12 protein-coding genes and 2 pseudogenes are annotated in these 16,937 nt (G+C 67.9%); 7 read left to right on the top strand and 7 right to left on the bottom strand.

Going from position 1 to position 16,937, the window contains the following annotated elements:
- Nucleotides 1-488 precede the first annotated feature (488 nt).
- A complete protein-coding gene (locus tag B2X67_RS00170) occupies nucleotides 489-2,534 on the top strand; it encodes an AsmA family protein (protein ID WP_286784242.1) in 2,046 nt (681 codons plus the stop codon).
- A 57-nt stretch (nucleotides 2,535-2,591) separates the two neighbouring features.
- Here the strand turns inward: B2X67_RS00170 and dbpA are convergent, their stop codons facing one another.
- From dbpA to yrfG, 4 genes are all read right to left on the bottom strand, one after another.
- Nucleotides 2,592-3,971 carry an ATP-dependent RNA helicase DbpA gene (dbpA, locus tag B2X67_RS00175; protein ID WP_286784243.1) on the bottom strand — a complete coding sequence of 460 codons (1,380 nt, stop codon included), beginning with the start codon at nucleotides 3,969-3,971 and terminating at the stop codon, nucleotides 2,592-2,594.
- 224 nt (nucleotides 3,972-4,195) lie between these two features.
- Complete coding sequence (mdtD, locus tag B2X67_RS00180; protein ID WP_286784244.1) at nucleotides 4,196-5,614, bottom strand: multidrug transporter subunit MdtD; 1,419 nt, start codon at nucleotides 5,612-5,614, stop codon at nucleotides 4,196-4,198.
- Nucleotides 5,615-5,674: 60 nt separating this feature from the next.
- A complete protein-coding gene (locus B2X67_RS00185) occupies nucleotides 5,675-6,571 on the bottom strand; it encodes a LysR family transcriptional regulator (RefSeq protein WP_286784245.1) in 897 nt (298 codons plus the stop codon).
- A 3-nt stretch (nucleotides 6,572-6,574) separates the two neighbouring features.
- Nucleotides 6,575-7,249, bottom strand: coding sequence for a GMP/IMP nucleotidase (gene yrfG / locus B2X67_RS00190; protein WP_282343850.1), 675 nt, complete (start codon nucleotides 7,247-7,249; stop codon nucleotides 6,575-6,577).
- Nucleotides 7,250-7,349: 100 nt separating this feature from the next.
- On the opposite strand from yrfG, the gene nudE reads away from it, so the two are divergent.
- From nudE to B2X67_RS00220, 6 genes and pseudogenes are all read left to right on the top strand, one after another.
- Nucleotides 7,350-7,916, top strand: coding sequence for an ADP compounds hydrolase NudE (nudE, locus tag B2X67_RS00195; protein ID WP_282343848.1), 567 nt, complete (start codon nucleotides 7,350-7,352; stop codon nucleotides 7,914-7,916).
- Nucleotides 7,913-8,734 (top strand): 3'(2'),5'-bisphosphate nucleotidase CysQ, encoded by an 822-nt coding sequence (cysQ, locus tag B2X67_RS00200; protein WP_286784246.1) that lies wholly within the window; start codon nucleotides 7,913-7,915, stop codon nucleotides 8,732-8,734. Before nudE ends, cysQ begins: the two co-directional genes overlap by 4 nt.
- 62 nt (nucleotides 8,735-8,796) lie before the next feature.
- The gene (locus B2X67_RS00205; protein ID WP_286784247.1) at nucleotides 8,797-9,312 is read left to right on the top strand and encodes a sigma-70 family RNA polymerase sigma factor; all 516 of its coding nucleotides are present in this window, start codon (nucleotides 8,797-8,799) and stop codon (nucleotides 9,310-9,312) included.
- On the top strand, nucleotides 9,312-10,250 hold the full coding sequence (locus B2X67_RS00210) for a FecR domain-containing protein (protein WP_286784248.1): 939 nt from the start codon (nucleotides 9,312-9,314) through the stop codon (nucleotides 10,248-10,250). The genes B2X67_RS00205 and B2X67_RS00210 overlap by 1 nt, the downstream gene beginning before the upstream one ends.
- A gap of 100 nt (nucleotides 10,251-10,350) precedes the next feature.
- A pseudogene (locus B2X67_RS00215) lies at nucleotides 10,351-12,213 on the top strand (TonB-dependent siderophore receptor); the annotation flags it as partial.
- 2 nt (nucleotides 12,214-12,215) lie between these two features.
- Nucleotides 12,216-12,776: pseudogene (locus tag B2X67_RS00220) on the top strand (PepSY-associated TM helix domain-containing protein); the annotation flags it as partial.
- Here the strand turns inward: B2X67_RS00220 and B2X67_RS00225 are convergent.
- From B2X67_RS00225 to B2X67_RS00235, 3 genes are all read right to left on the bottom strand, one after another.
- Complete coding sequence (locus B2X67_RS00225) at nucleotides 12,752-14,662, bottom strand: beta-ketoacyl synthase (RefSeq protein ID WP_286784249.1); 1,911 nt, start codon at nucleotides 14,660-14,662, stop codon at nucleotides 12,752-12,754. The pseudogene B2X67_RS00220 and the gene B2X67_RS00225 sit on opposite strands and share 25 nt — an antisense overlap.
- A gap of 229 nt (nucleotides 14,663-14,891) precedes the next feature.
- The gene (gene arcC / locus B2X67_RS00230) at nucleotides 14,892-15,821 is read right to left on the bottom strand and encodes a carbamate kinase (protein ID WP_090225493.1); all 930 of its coding nucleotides are present in this window, start codon (nucleotides 15,819-15,821) and stop codon (nucleotides 14,892-14,894) included.
- Between the two features lie 55 nt (nucleotides 15,822-15,876).
- Complete coding sequence (locus B2X67_RS00235; RefSeq protein WP_090225495.1) at nucleotides 15,877-16,887, bottom strand: ornithine carbamoyltransferase; 1,011 nt, start codon at nucleotides 16,885-16,887, stop codon at nucleotides 15,877-15,879.
- Nucleotides 16,888-16,937: the final 50 nt, after the last annotated feature.

Raw genomic sequence — 16,937 nt, forward strand, 5'->3', positions numbered from 1 at the left:
CTGTCGGCGACTTTGCCACCGATACGCTCGAAGCCGCTGTCGGCTTGGGGATTGACGATCTGATGGTAGGCGCTGGCGGCCTTGGCTTCGCCCAGGAACGGTTGGGGCGACTGCGGAAGGGCGAAAGCGGTGGAGGTCAGGGTGGCCAGAATCACGCTTGCAAGGATTTGAGTTTTCATTTGAGTGGCTCCTCATGGGGGGCAATAAGTGGGGTACGGAGCCAATACTACTCAGGAAAATTCGATCAAAAAGTCGTTCCAGGGAATAGTAAAGATCGACTTCATTGATGCTTGGTGAAAATCCAGCCATTTCAGTCAGTTAAGGCTGCACCAAAGCGATTCGCCGGCCCTTTCGGTGCCCTTTGGGCGTGCATTTTCGGCCGCCGTCCATGGGGTGTTGGCGAAGCTTCCGGGGAGTCATCGCCGGGGTTTTCCAGTCGATAGGTAGGAGCGCTGCATCCGTCCGCGGCGCCTGGCTGGAGGGAGCGCATGACGCGTGCAAAGAAGATTCTGATCTGGAGTGTTGCCGGGCTGCTGCTGTTGCTGGCCGCGCTGGTGGTGTTCGTCGCCACCTTCGACTGGAACCGCGCCAAGCCGACGATCAACGAGAAGGTGTCGGAGGCGCTCGGACGGCCGTTCGCCATCGACGGAAATCTCGCCGTGGAGTGGCGCCGCGAGCCCGACGAGAAAGGCTGGCGCGGGCAGGTGCCCTGGCCGCACGTGAGCGCCGAGAAGCTGCGCGTCGGCAACCCTGAATGGGCCAAGGGCGATCATCTGGTGGCGCTGGAGCGGGTCGAGGCGAGCCTGTCGCCGCTGGCCCTGCTGTCGAAGACCGTGCGCATTCCGCGCATCCAGCTGACCGCCGCCGGTGCCGAACTCGAACGCCTCGCCGATGGCCGCGACAACTGGACCTTCGATCTGGGCAGCGACGAGCCGAAGGACGAAGAGCCGTCGCCCTGGACGCTGGACATCGGCACCATCGGCTTCGACAAGGGCCAGGTGCGCTATGACGACCGAACCCTGCAGGCCAAGGTCCAGGTCGACGTGCAGCCGCTGGGCAAGCCGATCCCGTTCAGCGATATCGTCGGCAAGGCGCGGGCCGACGCCGGCACGCAACAGGGCGCCGCGGCGCAGGATTACGCGTTCGCCTGGCAGGCCAAGGGCAGCTATCGCGCACAGCCCGTGAGCGGCCAGGGCAAGGTCGGTGGCCTGCTGGCCCTGCAGGACGCCGCCCAGCCGTTCCCGGTGCAGGTGGATCTGCGCGCCGGCGCGACCCGCGTGCAGGTGGAAGGCACGCTCACCGATCCGAAGAACCTCGGCGCGCTCGACCTGCGCCTGCGGATGTCCGGTGACAGCCTCGGCAACCTGCAGCCGCTGATCGGCGTGGTCCTGCCGGACAGTCCGAAATACGCCACCGACGGGCGCCTGATCGCGCGGCTGCGGGACGCCGACGGCGCCAGCTACGAGTACCGAGAGTTCAACGGCCGCATCGGCGACAGCGACATCCATGGCAGCCTGACCTTCGTCGCGCGCCAGCCGCGGCCGAAGCTTTCCGGCACGCTGACCTCCAACCAGTTGCTGTTCAGCGACCTGGCCCCGTTGATCGGCGCCGACTCCAACGAAGAGAAGAAAGCCCGTGGCGAATCCAGTGTGCAGCCGGCGGACAAGGTGCTGCCCTACGAGCGGTTCGAGACCGAGGCCTGGCGCAGCATGGACGCCGACGTCAGCTTCACCGGCAGGAAGACCGTGCATGGCGAGACGCTACCGATCAGCGACCTGACCACCCATGTGCTCCTCAACGACGGCGCGCTGAGCCTGGAACCGCTGCGCTTCGGCATGGCCGGCGGCACGCTGGATACGCACATCGTCCTCGACGGCCGGCAGACGCCGTTGCGCGGCAGCGCGCAGCTCAAGGCGCGCCAGCTCAAGCTCAAGCAGCTGTTCCCGTCGGTGCAGGCGATGCAGAGCAGCCTCGGCGAGCTGAACGGCGACGCCAGCATCGCCGGCACCGGCAACTCGGTGGCGGCGCTGCTCGGCTCGGCCAACGGCGACCTGCGCCTGCTGATGAACGACGGCGTGGTCAGCCGCGGCCTGATGGAAATCGCCGGGTTGAACGTCGGCAACTATTTGGCGAGCCGGTTGTTCGGTGATGACGAGGTGCAGATCAACTGCGCCGCCGCCGACCTCGGCATCAAGGACGGCCTGGCCAGCAGCCGGGTGTTCCTGCTCGATACCGAGAACGCGGTGATCCGCATCGACGGCTGGGCGAATATGAAGACCGAGCAGATGGATTTCGACATCGTGCCCCAGTCCAAGGGCGTGCGGATCATCTCGCTGCGCTCGCCGCTCTATGTGCGCGGAACCTTCAAGGAGCCGAAGCCTGGCGTTCACGCCGGGCAGCTGGTGGCGCGCGGGGCGGGGCTGATCGCGCTGGGCGTGGCGGTTGCGCCGGTGGCCGGGCTGCTGGCGCTGGTGGCGCCCAGCGGTGGCCAGGCCGACCAGTGCGCGCCGGTGCTCCAGCAGATGAAGAAGTGAGCCGCAGCGCCGTCGGACGGACATGGCGGGCGCTCGACGGCCCGCCATGCGCCCCCCTCAGAGCATCCGCACCTTGAACGACTTGCCCTTGATCCTGCCCTCGGCGAGGCGCTTGAGCGCCTGACGGGCGATCCCGCGTTCGACGGCGACGAACGCCTGGAAGTCGAAGATCGCGATCTTGCCGACCTGGGCGCCGGGAATGCCGGCCTCGCCGGTGAGCGCGCCGAGGATGTCGCCGGGGCGGATCTTCTCCTTGCGTCCGCCATTGATGCACAAGGTTGTCATCGGCGCCTGCAGCGGCGCGCCATCGCGGGGTTTCAGGCTGTTCAGCGGGTGCCAGTTGAGCGGCGCCTTCTGCAGCGTCTCGATGGCCTGGGCGCGATGCGCCTCGGCGGGGGCGACCAGGCTCATCGCCAGGCCCTTGTTGCCGGCGCGCCCGGTGCGGCCGACCCGGTGGATGTGGATTTCCGGATCGCGCGCCAGTTCGACGTTGATCACCATGTCCAGCGCATCGATGTCCAGCCCGCGGGCCGCGACATCGGTGGCCACCAGCACCGACAGGCTGCGGTTGGCGAACATCGCCAGCACCTGGTCGCGGTCGCGCTGCTCCAGGTCGCCGTTCAGCGCCATCGCCGAAATGCCGTGGGCGCCGAGGTGCTCGACCAGCTCCTGGCACTGCTGCTTGGTGAAGCAGAAGGCCACGCAGGATTCCGGTCGGTAGGCCGCGAGCAGCTTGAGCACGGCATCCATGCGCTGCTCGGGCGCGATCTCGTAGAAGCGCTGCTCGATCTGCTCGCCATCGTGCAGGGCTTCGATGCGGACCTGCTGCGGGTCGCGCATGAACGCCGCGGAGAGCTGCTTGATCGCCGCCGGGTAGGTGGCGGAGAACAGCAGCGTCTGCCGCTTCGCCGGGGTCTGCCCGATGATCTCGGCGATGGCGTCGTAGAAGCCCATGTCGAGCATGCGGTCGGCTTCGTCGAGGATCAGCGTATTGAGCCCGTCGAGTTTCAGCGTGCCCTTCTTCAGGTGCTCCTGGATGCGTCCCGGCGTCCCGACGATGACGTGGGCGCCGTGCTCCAGCGAGCCGATCTGCGGGCCGATGGAGACGCCGCCGCAGAGCGTGAGGATCTTGATGTTGTCGGCGGCGCGAGCCAGCCGGCGCAGCTCCTTGGCGACCTGGTCGGCGAGTTCGCGGGTCGGGCAGAGCACCAGGGCCTGGCAGCCGAAGTAGCGCGGGTTGAGCGGGTTCAGCAGGCCGATGCCGAAGGCGGCGGTCTTGCCGCTGCCGGTCTTGGCCTGGGCGATCAGGTCCATGCCCTTGAGGATCACCGGCAGGCTCTGCGCCTGGATCGGCGTCATCGACGCATAGCCGAGCGCCTCCAGGTTGGCCAGCATGGCCGCGGAAAGCGGTAGGGAGGAAAAAGCGGTCGTGGTCACGGAAGCGGCCTGGGGTGCGGAAATGTCGCGCAGTGTAACAGGCGCGCCGCCCGCGGCTCAGGCCGCCAGGCGGCTCACGGGCGCGAGCCCGGGCCGGCAGCGTAGCAAGATCGTCGGTACTGCACCCCTCTCCCATTCATGGGAGAGGGGCTGGGGGAGAGGGAGGAGGCTGATCGGGTTCGACCACCGCTGACGTGAACGGCCTTACGGGCCTGAACCGCGCCTCAGCCTTCCACCTCGATCTTGCTGTCGATGTCCGTGCCGTTGCGGCCCTGGCGCTCATCGAGCTGGAGGAAGATGAACGCGGCCAGCATCGACAGCCCGCCGATGCACAGGAAGGTCATCTGGAAGGCGTGCAGCACCGAGCCGCCGTCGTCGAGGGTGAAGCCGCCGAGCAGCGCCGCGGCCGAGGCCACGCCGAGGCTCATCGCCAGTTGCACCACCACCGAGAGCAGGCTGTTGCCGCTGCTGGCTTCCTCGTCGCGCAGGCCGATCAGGGTGATGGTGTTCATCGCGGTGAACTGCAGCGAGTTGATCGCGCCGATGAAGGCCAGCTGCACCAGCAGCAGCGGGTACGGCATGCCCTCGCCGGCCAGCGCCAGGCTGGCGATCAGCATGCCGAGCAGCAGGGTGTTGCCGGTGAGGATGGTGCGGTAGCCGAGACGGTCGATCAGTGGCTTGGCCAGCGGCTTCATCGCCATCGCCGCGGCCGCCAGCGGGATCATGCTCATCCCGGCCTGGGCTGGCGAATAGCCCATCGCCACCTGCAGCAGCAGCGGCGTGAGGAACGGCAGGGCGCCACTGCCCAGGCGCGCGAACAGGTTGCCGAGGATGCCCACGGCGAAACTGCGGTTGGCGAACAGGCTGGGGCTGAACAGCGGTTTGTCGACCTTGCCGGCACGCAGCCAGTAGGCGGCGAGGCAGGCGAGGCCGCCGACCAGCAGGAGCATCACCCGCACGTGTGGCAGTTTCAGCTCGCCGAGGCCCTCCAGGGCGATGGTGATCAGCACCATCGCGGCGCCGAACAGGGCGAAGCCGACGCCGTCGAAGCGCGTGCGTTCGGCGCCGCGCAGGTCCGGCATGTAGCGCAGCGCGGCCCAGCAGCCGAGTGCGCCGACCGGCAGGTTGATCAGGAAGATCCAGTGCCAGGAGGCGTATTCCACCAGCCAGCCGCCGAGGGTCGGGCCTATCAGCGGGCCTACCAGGCCGGGCAGGGTGATGAAGCTCATGATCCGCACCAGGTCGCTGCGCGGGTAGGCGCGCAGCACCACCAGGCGTCCCACCGGCATCATCAGCGCGCCGCCAATGGCCTGCAGCACACGGGCGCAGACTAGTTGGCTGAAGTTGTGCGAGAGGGCGCAGAGCAGCGAACCGACGCTGAACAGCAGGATCGCGGCGAAGAAGATCCGCCGCGTGCCGAAGCGGTCGGCGATCCAGCCGGAGGCGGGAATCAGCAGCGCCACGGTGAGCATGTAGGCGATCACCACGCCCTGCATGCGCAGCGGGTTCTCGGCGAGGTCGGCGGCCATCGCCGGCAGCGCGGTGATGAGGATGGTCCCGTCCAGGGTCTGCATGAAGAAGGCGATGGCCACGATCCAGGGCAGGAAGCGGGCGGTGCGGGCGTCGAGCGTAGGCAGAGGCATGGCGATCCGGATCAGAAGGGCGTGCTGTTTAGATAGCGTGCGCAGGCGGGGTTCCGGCGGTCAACCGCTTCCGGCTGCCTCCAGAAGCTCGATCATCTGCGCGAAACAGGCATCGGCGAGCGCCGAGCGCGGCTCACTGTGACGCATGATCAGGCCCAGCGGCGCCAGCGTATGGGCGTCGTCGATCGGGTGCAGGCAAAGATTCTCCACCAGCCCGGCGAGCCCGCTGTCCAGCGGCATCACCGCGCAGCAGAGGCCACCGCGCACCGCCTGGAGCAACTGGTGCACCGCGTCGGTCTCCAGCAGCGGCTGTACTTTCAGCCCACGGGAACGGAACGCGTGGTCGATGGACTGGCGAAAGTGCATGCCGCCGGACAGCATTCCCAGCGGCAGCTTGATGAGCGCGTCCCAGCTCAGCGCGCCAGCACCGAACGTGAAGTGGGCCGGATCGTAGAGCAGGCCCATGCGCGTCTCGAGCAGCGCCAGGCTGTGGAAATGCCGCGCATCCAGCCCGTCCAGGTAGGAGAGGCCGAGGTCCAGCCGGTTGCTCGCGAGCTGTTCGAGGATTTGCTCCGAACTCAGTGCCGAGAGCTGGAAGCGCAGGCTCGGGTGGCGCTGGTTGAGGCGTCGCAGCAGCGGCAATGGGTCGAAGCTGGACAGCGGCACCATGCCCAGGCGCAGGGTGCCGACCAGGTTGCCGCGGCAGGCGGCGGCCTCCGCCTGCAGGCCGTCGACCGCCGCCAGGGTGGTCCGCGCCCAGGCCAGGATGCGTTCGCCCGGCTCGGTGAAACCCTCGAAACGCTGGCCGCGCCGCACCAGCTCCAGGCCGAGTTCCTCTTCCAGGCCGCGCAGGCGCATCGACAGGGTCGGCTGGGTGATATGGCAGCGCGCCGCGGCCTGGCCGAAATGGCGCGTCTCGTCGAGGGCGATGAGAAAGCGCAGCTGCTTGATGTCCACGGCTCAGGCCTCCGCCAGGGCGCCGGGCAGCACCTGGCGATAATCCTCGACGGCGGCGAACTCCTCGGTGTCGCGCAGCTGGCCGCGGCTGTCCGGCTGGCGCACGGCGAGCAACTGGGCGACGCCGAACTGTCGCGCGCTGCGCAGGATCGGCAGGCTGTCGTCGATGAACAGGCTGCGCGCCGGATCGAACCCGAAGTCCTCTTGCAGGGCGAACCAGAACTGCTGGTCTTCCTTGGGAAAGCCGTAGTCGTGGGAGCTGATGAGGCGGTCGAAATAGGGCGCCAGGGCGACCTTCTCCATCTTCAGCGACAGCGAATCGCGGTGTGCGTTGGTGATCAGCGCGACCCGCTTGCCGGCGGCGCGCACGGCGGCGAGGAAGGTGTCGGCGTCGGGCCGCAGGGCGATCAGGTGGGCCACTTCACGCTTGATCTCGCGGATCGACAGGCCCAGCTCGCGGCTCCAGAAATCCGTGCAGTACCAGTTCAGCGTGCCGGCATGCTCGCGGAACAACGGCAGCAGCTCCGCGCGGGCCCGTTCGGCGGACACGCCGTGATGCTCGGCGTAGCGCCGCGGCAGGTGCTCCAGCCAGAAGTGGTTGTCGAAATGCAGGTCGAGCAGGGTGCCGTCCATGTCGAGCAGCACGGTATCGATTTCGGACCAGGGCAGGGTGGTCATGGCGGGTTCCTCGCGGCCGGTCGCGCTGGGCGGTGAATCTCCGACGGGGATAATCGGGAAAGGCGCGGTATGATACCCGTTCGCGCCAAGGAGTCAGCCCATGCGTCAGAAACCCACCGTACTCGCCCGCGAGATCGTCGCCAAAAGTCGCCTGTTTTCCGTCGAGGAGCTGCAGTTGCGCTTCTCCAACGGCGTCGAGCGGACCTACGAACGGCTCGCCAGCAAGGGCGTCGGCTACGGCGCGGTGATGATCGTGGCGCTGGCCGACAGCGACCATGCGCTGCTGGTGGAGGAGTATTGCGCGGGCACCGACGACTACCAGTTGTCGCTGCCCAAGGGCCTCATCGAGCCGGGCGAGGACGTGCTGGTCGCCGCCGAGCGTGAGCTCAAGGAAGAGGCCGGCTTCGGCGCGCGGCGCCTGGAATACCTCACCGAGCTGTCGCTGTCGCCGGGCTACATGAGCCAGAAGATCCAGGTGGTGCTGGCGCGCGACCTCTACCCGGAAAGCCTGCCGGGCGACGAGCCCGAGCCGCTGGGCGTCAGCCAGGTCAACCTGCGCGAACTGTCGAGCCTGGTGCAGCACCCGCAGTTCAGCGAGGGCCGCGCCCTGGCGGCGTTGTACCTGGCGCGCGACCTGCTCGGCCAGCGCGGCGAGTTCGTTCTGTGAGCGCCGCCCTACTGGCAGAGGTGATCGAGCTGGTGCAGCGCGCCGGCGCGGCGATCATGCCCTACTGGCGCAGCGACCTGGCGGTGCGGGAAAAGTCCGACGCCTCGCCGGTCACCGCCGCCGACCTCGCCGCCCATCAGGTGCTGGCGGACGGCCTGCGCGCGCTCGATCCGACGATTCCGGTGCTGTCCGAGGAGGATTGCGAGATCGCCCTGGGCGAGCGCGAACGCTGGCAGCGCTGGTGGCTGGTCGACCCGCTGGACGGCACCAAGGAGTTCATCGCCGGCTCCGAGGAATTCACCGTCAACGTCGCCCTGATCGAGCGTGGCCGCGTGCTCTTCGGTGTGGTCGGGATTCCCTGTTCCGGGCGCTGCTATTACGGCGGCGCCGGCAGCGGTGCGTTCATGTGCGAGCGCGATGGCGCGCCCATGCCGATCGCCGTGCGCGCGCAGCCGGCGGAGCGTTTCACCGTAGTCGCCAGCCGTCGCCATTCCAGCCCGGCGCAGGAACGCCTGCTGCAGGGGCTGAGCGAGCGCTTCGGCGACCTGCAACTGGCCAGCGTCGGCAGCTCGTTGAAGTTCTGCCTGCTGGCCGAGGGCGCGGCCGACTGTTATCCGCGCCTGGCACCCACCTCGCAGTGGGACACCGCGGCGGCCCAGGGCGTGCTCGAAGGCGCGGGCGGCGAGGTGCTCGGCATCGCCGGCGAGCCGCTGACCTACGAACCACGCGAGTCCTACCTCAACCCGCATTTCCTCGCCCTGCCGAAGGCGGTGGACTGGCGCGACGACCTGGTGCGGCTGGCGCAACGGCTGGACTGATCGCCGCTGGAAGCCCTTTATGATATTAATTATCATTTGCCCGAAAGGGTCGGGGGATTTCTATGAACAGCGAAGGCATAGTCAGGCCGAACGACCTGCAGCGGCTCTATGCCGATCACCACGGCTGGCTGCAAGGCTGGCTGAGGCACCAGCTCGGATGCGCGCATAACGCCGCCGACCTCGCCCAGGACACCTTCCTCCGCGTGCTCGCCCGCGATCACGACGTCGCCACCATCCGCGAGCCACGTGCCTACCTGCACACCATCGCCAAAAGCCTGCTGGTCAACCACTGGCGGCGCCGGCAGATCGAGCAGGCGTATCTCGATGCGCTTGCGCTGCAACCGGAGACACTGGCGCCCTCGCCGGAAACCCGCGCGCTGATCGTCGAGACGCTGCTGCAGGTGGATACGCTGCTGGCGCGGCTGCCGGAAAAGGTCCGCCGCGCCTTTCTGCTCTCCCAGCTGCACGGCCTCACCTACGTGCAGATCGCCGGCGAGCTGGGCGTCTCCGAGCGGATGGTGAAGAAGTACATGGCGCAGGCGATGCTGCAGTGCCTGACGCTGATGGACGACGCCTGATGAGCCAGAATTTCCGCGTGTTGCAGGAAGCGGCGGACTGGTTCGCCGTGCTGCATTCCGGGCGCGTGGGCGAGGACGAGCGGCAGGCCTGGCAGGCCTGGCTGGCGCAACCGGATCACGCCCATGCCTGGCGCAAGGTTGAACGTCTCAGCGGCCAGCTGCAGCGTCTCTCCAGCGAGCCCGGCGGTCGCGCGGCCGCCAGTATGCTCGGCAGCCGCTGCGGTCGCCGGCAGGCGTTGAGGACCCTGAGCGTGCTCTGCGGCGGTGGCGCGCTGGCCTGGCTCGGCGTCGATCGCCTGGGCGCGCGCGGCTGGTTCGCCAGCCAGCGCAGCGCGGTTGGCGAAATCCGCGACCTGCGCCTGGCCGACGGCTCGCAGCTGTGGCTGAACACCGACAGCGCGGTCGACATCGCGTTCGACGATGCCGCGCGGACCCTGTCGCTGTACCGCGGCGAGATCCTCGTCGACGCCCCGACGGAACGCCGGCCGTTGCTGGTGCGCAGTGCCGAGGGCGTGCTGCGCAGCGAGCGGGGCGCGCACTTTTCGCTGCGCCAGCTCGACGGTGAAACCCAGCTCAGCCTGTATGCCGGCGACTTCATGCTGCGCGGCGCAGGGTCGGCGGCGACGCCGCTGTCGGCCGGCCGGCAATGGCGGTTTTCCTCCGCCGGGGCGGTCACCAGCGGACCGCTGCAACGCGCCGCGCAGGCCTGGTCCGGCGGCATGCTGCTGGCCGACGACATGCGCCTCGACGCGTTCCTCGCCGAACTGGGCCGCTACCGCCACGGCTACCTAGGCTGCGATCCGCGCATCGCCGGGCTGCGCGTGGTCGGCGCCTTCCCGCTGGCCGATACCGAGCGCGTGCTCGATGCGCTCGCCGGCACCCTGCCGGTGCGCGTGCAGCGTCGCTTGCCATGGTGGGTGAGCCTGGAGCCGGCCTGATGCGCGGCAGCAAAAAAAATCGTTCGGGCGGTTCCCCTTTTTCGTTCTCGCTTGGCTTTAGAGGCAATCACCGCCCTTCAACGAGAACAAAGGTCCTGCCATGCGCTCCCGCTCTCTGCCTTGCACACCGCGTCCGCTGACGCGCGCCGTCCGTGCCGCCGTCATCGCGCTGCCGCTGAGTATTCTCGCCGCACCGCCGGCGAGTGCCGCCGAAACCGACGCCCGCCGCTACGAGATCCCCGCCGGGCCGCTGTCCAGCGCGCTGAGCCGCTTCGCCGGCGACGCCGGGGTGCTGCTGTCGGTGGATGGCAACCTGGTGCAAGGCTTGAACTCCAGCGGGCTGCGCGGTGAATACGCGGTCGACCAGGGTTTCGCCGCGCTGCTTCGCGGCAGCGGCCTGCGCGCGGTACGCGATGCCCAGGGCAACTATTCGCTGGTGGCGGAAAGCGCACCGGTCGAGCTGCAGACGCTGCACGTGCAGGGCAGCCTGGGTAACGCGCTGGGTTCGATGGAGGGCTACAACGCCACCCACAGCAGCGTGGCGACCAAGACCAGCCTGCCGTTGCTGGAAACCTCGCAGAGCGTCTCGGTGGTCACCCGCCAGCAGATGGACGATCAGGGCTCGCAGACGGTCGCCCAGGCCCTGCGCTACACGCCGGGCCTGATGAGTACGCCCTACGGCGCCACGACCCGTTACGACTACGTGGCGCTGCGCGGGATCAACGACGGTTCGGTGGACAACCTGTTCCTCGACGGGCAGAAGATGCTCGGCGACAGCGGCACCTACAGCAGCCTGCAGGTCGACCCCTATTTCCTCGAGCGCATCGACGTGCTGAAGGGGCCGTCGTCGGTGCTCTATGGGCGCAGCAATCCGGGCGGGCTGGTGGCGTTGACCAGCAAGAAGCCGGAATACGAGGCGCACCGCCAGCTGCAGCTGACCCTGGGCAGCAACGACTTCAAGCAGGGCGCCTTCGACTTCACCGGCCCGCTGGGCGACGAGCAGCGCATGGCCTACCGGCTGGTCGGGGTGGTCAAGGACGCCGACAACCAGGTGGATGGCATCGAAGAGCAGCGTTACGCGCTGATGCCCTCGTTGAGCATCGATTTCACCGACGACACCCGCCTGACCCTGCTGGCGATGCTCCAGCACGACCCAAAAAGTGGCTATCACGGCGGCCTGCCGGCCGACGGAACTGTTTATCAGCACAACGGGCAACGCATCTCCACGCACTTCTTCGAGGGCGAGGACGACCGCGAGAAATTCGAGCGCGACCAGCAGATGCTCGGCTACCAGCTCGAACACCGCTTCAACGACCTGGTGTCCGCGCGGCAGAACTTCCAGTACCTGGATTCGCGCGTGGATTCCGAACAGGTCTACCAGTACGGCTACACGACCCAGTATGGCTACGGCGCCGATGGCGACCTCTATCGCGCCTACACCGGTGCCCAGGAGGCGTTGCACGCCTGGAGCGTGGATAACCAGATGCAGTTCGAGTTCGCCACCGGAGCGCTCGAGCACACCCTGGTCACCTGCCTCGACTACCAGCGGCGCAAGGCGCGGGTGAACTACGACGGTGGCACCGCCAGCGCGGTCAACCCCTATACCGGGGTGCGGCCCGAGGTGACCTACAGCTTCTACCACCAGTACGACGAGAGCCGCCGCCTGGAGCAGACTGGCCTCTACCTGCAGGACCTGATCGCCCTCGACCGCTGGCGCTTCTCCCTCGGCCTGCGCCAGGACTGGGTGGAGACCTCGTTCGAGCAGACCAATTCGATCTACGGCGACCAATCGGACAGCGACAAGGAGAGCAAGCTCACCGGGCGTATCGGCGTGCTCTACGCCTTCGACAACGGCCTTTCGCCCTATGTCAGCTACTCGGATTCGTTCAACCCCAACACCTCGCCGGCCTACAACGGCACCACCGGCAACTTCGACGTGACGCTGCTCAAACCCACCGAGGGCGGCTGCTGCTGACGCCGGTGGCGCTGAGCAGCGTAGCGATGAACCTCGCCGAACCGGTGTTCAAGCCCGTGGTTTCGCTGCTTTCACCGGTCGCTCCGAGCGTCTACGAAGCCCGCGCGCGGCTGCCGAAGGAGCAATTGGGCGCCACCACCTACGGCTACGATCAGGCCTATGGCTACGCCGAGGCGCATGGCCGGCGGCTCAGCCTGAGCGCGCCGATCACCGAGCTGTACTACAGCTTCGAATACCACTTCTACGGTGCCGGTTTCGGCGACCACGCCAGCGACCAAGGCAACGCCTGGCTGTTCTTCGACGGCAGCGACGGACGCCTGCTCGGCCAGGAGATTCCCGGCCAGGGCAGTTGGGGCGAACGCTTCTATCGGTTGCAGCTGCCGATCCACGGCGGACGCATCTTTGGCTTCGCGGGACGGGTGCTGATCGCCGTGCTCGGCCTGGCGATCGCCGTGCTGGCGCTGACCGGGCTGGTGATCTGGTGGCGTAAGCGCCGCGCGCGCCTACATGCGCGCGGCCGGACGCGTCAGTCCTCGAGCATGTCGCGGTAGCGCGCGTCCTGCTTGTAGGCGAGCGGCTTGGCGAAGCCCGGCACCTTGACGCCGTCGGCACTGATGTCGATCTCGCTGTCGTCGATGAGGTCCTGGCCGAAGTTGTAGATGACGTCGAACTGGCCGTTCAGCGCGCGGCTCTCGTAGGCGGCGGCCGCCGCGCGGGTCTGCTCGCGGCGCTCGCTGTAGGCGGCGAAGGCCGCTTCGCCGTGGCGTTTGCGCAGCATCTTCTCGACCAACCGCGGGGCCAGCACGTAGGCGCTGGCGTTGTTGCCGCCGAAGCCCTTGGAGTTGATGAAGCAGACGTCCAGCGCCTGTTCGCCCACCGCGGCGTCCTCGGTGAGGATGCGCAGGTGCTCGCGGTGCACATCGTCGGCCACCGCGTCGATGGTCTTGATGCCGGGAATGATCCCGTACTTGAAGCTGCCCAGGGCTGAGATCAACTGGTCGCCGCTGGCCGGCGCCAGGGAATGCCCGACGAACGCCTTCACCGCGGTCACCGGCCAGTCCTCGATGCCGAACGCCGCGGCGACGCGGTCGAGCAGCTGCGACTCGGTGACCCGGTTGGCCGGCGTGCTGGAGCCGTGGGCGTGGATGAAGCTGCGCTGGCGCACGCCGTCGAGGCCGACCAGCTGGCTGGCGGCGGCCACGGCCTGGGCCATGGTCAGGTAGTTGCCGGGACCGGGGGCGGAGATCGACTTCTTGAAGCCGTCGGCGTTGATGAACACGTCCGGCACAGCGCCGTGGATGTCGGCGCCCAGCTCCAGCGCCAGCTCGTCGTCCATCAGCACCACGTACTGGCTGGATTCGGCCAGGGTGAAGCCGCAGTTCTGCCCGAACGGGCGGCTGGAGCGGCGGAAGTCGACGTCGTCGCGGCCTTCGATCAGGCGCAGGTTTTCCTCGGTGGCCAGCGCGCCCATGGCCGCGTAGCCTTCGATGCATTCGGGAAGGATCGGGGCTTCGCTGTTGCCCACCACGACGACCCGCGAGCGGCCCGAGGCAATGCCTTCGATGCCTTTCTGCAGGTTGTAGAGGAAGGTCGCGCAGGCGCCGGTGATGGTCCCGGTTTCGCCGACGCTGCCCAGCACGTAGGCGTTGATGAAGTCGGTGGGCATGCTGTTGAAACCGAGTGGCAGCTGCTTGGCGCTGACCCGGTGCCCGCGCAGGCGCGACTGCAGCAGCCCGCCGTTGCCGTACTCGTCCATCTGGGTCATCAGGCTGCCGGAGAACACGGCAATTTCGCCGGGCGCGACGCGTTCGACGATGCGCGCCCAGTCGATGCCCACCGAGCGCAGCGCGTCGGTGACGCCGACCACGGTCATCTGCAGGCCGCGGGGGTGGAAGCGCGAGTTGTACAGTTCGCCGGGCTCGAAGCCGGTGGGCAACTGGCCGGCGGATTTAACCGGCAGCTCGCGGTAGCTGTCGACCTTGATCTCGCAGCGCTCGTGCAGGGTGACGCAGACCTCGGTGTCGCTGATCGGCTCCACCGACCAGTTCGCCGGCAGCGGCTCCGGCAATTGCTTGGCGGCCACCGTGAAGCTCAGTGGCTGGCCGTTGGCGCCGCCGATCTCGAGGTTCTTGTGCCAGTGCGCGGCGTTCACGTCGAGGTGCTGCTTCTCGATCCGGCGGATCAGCGTGGAGGCGAGAATCTGCCCGCCGAAGCGCTCTTCGATCTGCGCCGGCGTCAGCGCGGCGCCGTCGGCGTCGCGGTATTCGCCGTCGACCACGCTGACCAGCTTCATCATCACGGCCAGGCCGGTCAGTGTCTGCTGGCGCGCCTGGGCGTCCAGCGATTCGATGACGGTGCGGCGGAAGCCGTGGTGAAACGAGCTGCGGCCCGCGGAGTTGTAACCACCGAAGCCGACGATGACGGGTAGGCGAGACATGACTCGAATAGCTCCTCACGCAAGGAAGACAGTGCCGGGAAACCCCGGTCTGTCGATTATTGGCGTTGAATCGGGCGTCTGCCGCCCCGTTCATGGGGCGGTCGGATCAAGCGAATGTACATGCTGACGAATTCGGTGACCGTCGAGTCACTGAATCCGTCGGCAAGTCGCGTGGCGGGGCGCGGCGAAAAGGCCGCGAAGGCCGGGCGGCCTTCGCGCGGTGGCGGGATCAGCGGTAGGTGAGGGCGGCGGCGCCGAGGTCGACGCGGGTCCCGGCGCTTCCGGCGACGATGGCTTCGATATCGGCCAGCGAGCCGATCACCGCCGGCTTGCCGGTCTGCCGGGCGAACTCGCAGGCGGCCTGCACTTTCGGCCCCATGGAGCCGGCGGCGAAGTCCAGAGCGTCGAGATCGTCCGGGCGCGCCTGGGCGATGGCGCGCTTGTCGGGCGTGCCCCAGTCCAGGTAGACGCCGTCGACGTCGGTGGCGATCACCAGCAGGTCGCACTCCAGTTGCCGGGCCAGCAACGCGGAGCAGAGGTCCTTGTCGATCACCGCCTCGACGCCTTCGAGCTTGCCCTCGGCGTCGTAGCGCACCGGGATGCCGCCGCCGCCGGCGCAGATCACCACGCAGCCCTTCTCCAGCAGCCAGCTCAGCGGGCGCAGCTCGAAGATCCGCTTGGGCCTGGGGCTGGCGACCACGCGGCGGAAGTGCTCGCCGTCGGCGGCGATGCTCCAGCCCTTTTCGGCGGCCAGGCGTTCGGCGTCGGCGCGCGTATACACCGGGCCGATCGGTTTGCTCGGCGCGGCGAACGCCGGGTCCGCGGCGTCCACCTCGACCTGGGTGAGGAGGGTGGCGAAGGGCACCTCGAGGGGCAGCAGGTTGCCCAGTTCCTGTTCGATCATGTAGCCGATCATGCCCTCGGTTTCGGCGCCGAGGACGTCCAGCGGATAGCTGGCGACGTCCTTGTAGGCGGCGCCCTGCAGGGCCAGCAGGCCGACCTGCGGGCCGTTGCCGTGGGCGATGACCAACTGGTTGCCGGCCGCCACCTTGGCGATCTGCGTGCAGGCGAGGCGCACGTTGCCGCGCTGGTTTTCCGCGCTCAGGGGTTCGCCGCGGCGAAGCAGGGCGTTGCCGCCCAGGGCGATGGCGATGCGCATGGGGTTCTCCTTGTCAGGCCCGCCGCGCACCCGTCGGGCGTAGCGGGCGCGGGGGTCAGATTTCGGCGAGGGTCGAGACGAGGATCGCCTTGATCGTGTGCATGCGGTTTTCCGCCTGCTCGAAGGCGATGTTGGCCGGCGACTCGAAGACGTCCTCGGTCACTTCGATGCCGTTGGCGAGGTTCGGATACTGCGCGGCGATCTGCTGGCCGACCTTGGTTTCCGAGTTGTGGAACGCCGGCAGGCAGTGCATGAACTTCACCCGCGGGTTGCCCGCCGCCTTCATCAGCGCGGCGTTGACCTGGTACGGCAGCAGCTGGCCGATGCGCTCGGCCCAGGCTTCCACCGGTTCACCCATGGAGACCCAGACGTCGGTGTGGATGAAATCGACGCCCTTGACCGCCTCCAACGGGTCCTCGGTGAGCGTCAGGGTGGCGCCGCTGGCGTCGGCGAAGGCCTGGCAGGCGTCGATGTGTTCCTGGCTCGGCCACAGCGCCTTGGGCGCGCCGATACGCACGTCCATGCCGAGCTTGGCACCGATCAGCAACAGCGACTTGCCCATGTTGAACCGCGCGTCGCCCAGGTAGGCGTAGCTGATCGAATGCATCGGCTTGTCGCTGTGTTCGCGCATGGTCATCACGTCGGCGATCATCTGCGTCGGGTGGTATTCGTCGGTCAGGCCGTTGAACACCGGCACCCCGGCGTATTTCGCCAGTTCCTCGACGATGGCCTGCTTGAAGCCGCGGTACTCGATGGCGTCGTACATCCGCCCGAGCACGCGGGCGGTGTCCTTCATGCTCTCCTTGTGGCCAATCTGCGAGGAGTTCGGGTCGATGTAGGTGACGTTGGCGCCCTGGTCGTAGGCCGCCACCTCGAAGGCGCAGCGGGTGCGCGTGGAGGTCTTCTCGAAGATCAGCGCGATGTTCTTGCCTTTCAGGTGCTGGCGTTCGGTGCCGGTGTACTTGGCGCGCTTGAGGTCCCGCGACAGGTCGAGCAGGTAGCAGAGTTCGCGTTCGCTGTGGTGCATCAGGCTGAGCAGGCTGCGGTTGTGGATGTTGAAGGCCATGGTCGCTGTTCCTTGTGTCGAGCGGCGCGCGGCCGGGACCGCGCGCTGTC

The sequence above is a fragment of the Pseudomonas sp. UBA3153 genome (assembly GCF_002364635.1).
Taxonomy (GTDB): Bacteria; Pseudomonadota; Gammaproteobacteria; order Pseudomonadales; family Pseudomonadaceae; genus Pseudomonas_O; species Pseudomonas_O kuykendallii.

What these genes read in the sequence shown, in the direction of transcription:
- yrfG (WP_282343850.1), bottom strand. Translation starts at nt 7,249, where the DNA reads ATGACCACCCTGCCCTGGTCCGAAATCGATACCGTGCTGCTCGACATG.
- B2X67_RS00170 (WP_286784242.1), top strand. Translation starts at nt 489, where the DNA reads ATGACGCGTGCAAAGAAGATTCTGATCTGGAGTGTTGCCGGGCTGCTG.
- mdtD (WP_286784244.1), bottom strand. Translation starts at nt 5,614, where the DNA reads ATGCCTCTGCCTACGCTCGACGCCCGCACCGCCCGCTTCCTGCCCTGG.
- B2X67_RS00235 (WP_090225495.1), bottom strand. Translation starts at nt 16,887, where the DNA reads ATGGCCTTCAACATCCACAACCGCAGCCTGCTCAGCCTGATGCACCAC.
- B2X67_RS00225 (WP_286784249.1), bottom strand. Translation starts at nt 14,662, where the DNA reads ATGTCTCGCCTACCCGTCATCGTCGGCTTCGGTGGTTACAACTCCGCG.
- B2X67_RS00205 (WP_286784247.1), top strand. Translation starts at nt 8,797, where the DNA reads ATGAACAGCGAAGGCATAGTCAGGCCGAACGACCTGCAGCGGCTCTAT.
- arcC (WP_090225493.1), bottom strand. Translation starts at nt 15,821, where the DNA reads ATGCGCATCGCCATCGCCCTGGGCGGCAACGCCCTGCTTCGCCGCGGC.
- nudE (WP_282343848.1), top strand. Translation starts at nt 7,350, where the DNA reads ATGCGTCAGAAACCCACCGTACTCGCCCGCGAGATCGTCGCCAAAAGT.
- B2X67_RS00210 (WP_286784248.1), top strand. Translation starts at nt 9,312, where the DNA reads ATGAGCCAGAATTTCCGCGTGTTGCAGGAAGCGGCGGACTGGTTCGCC.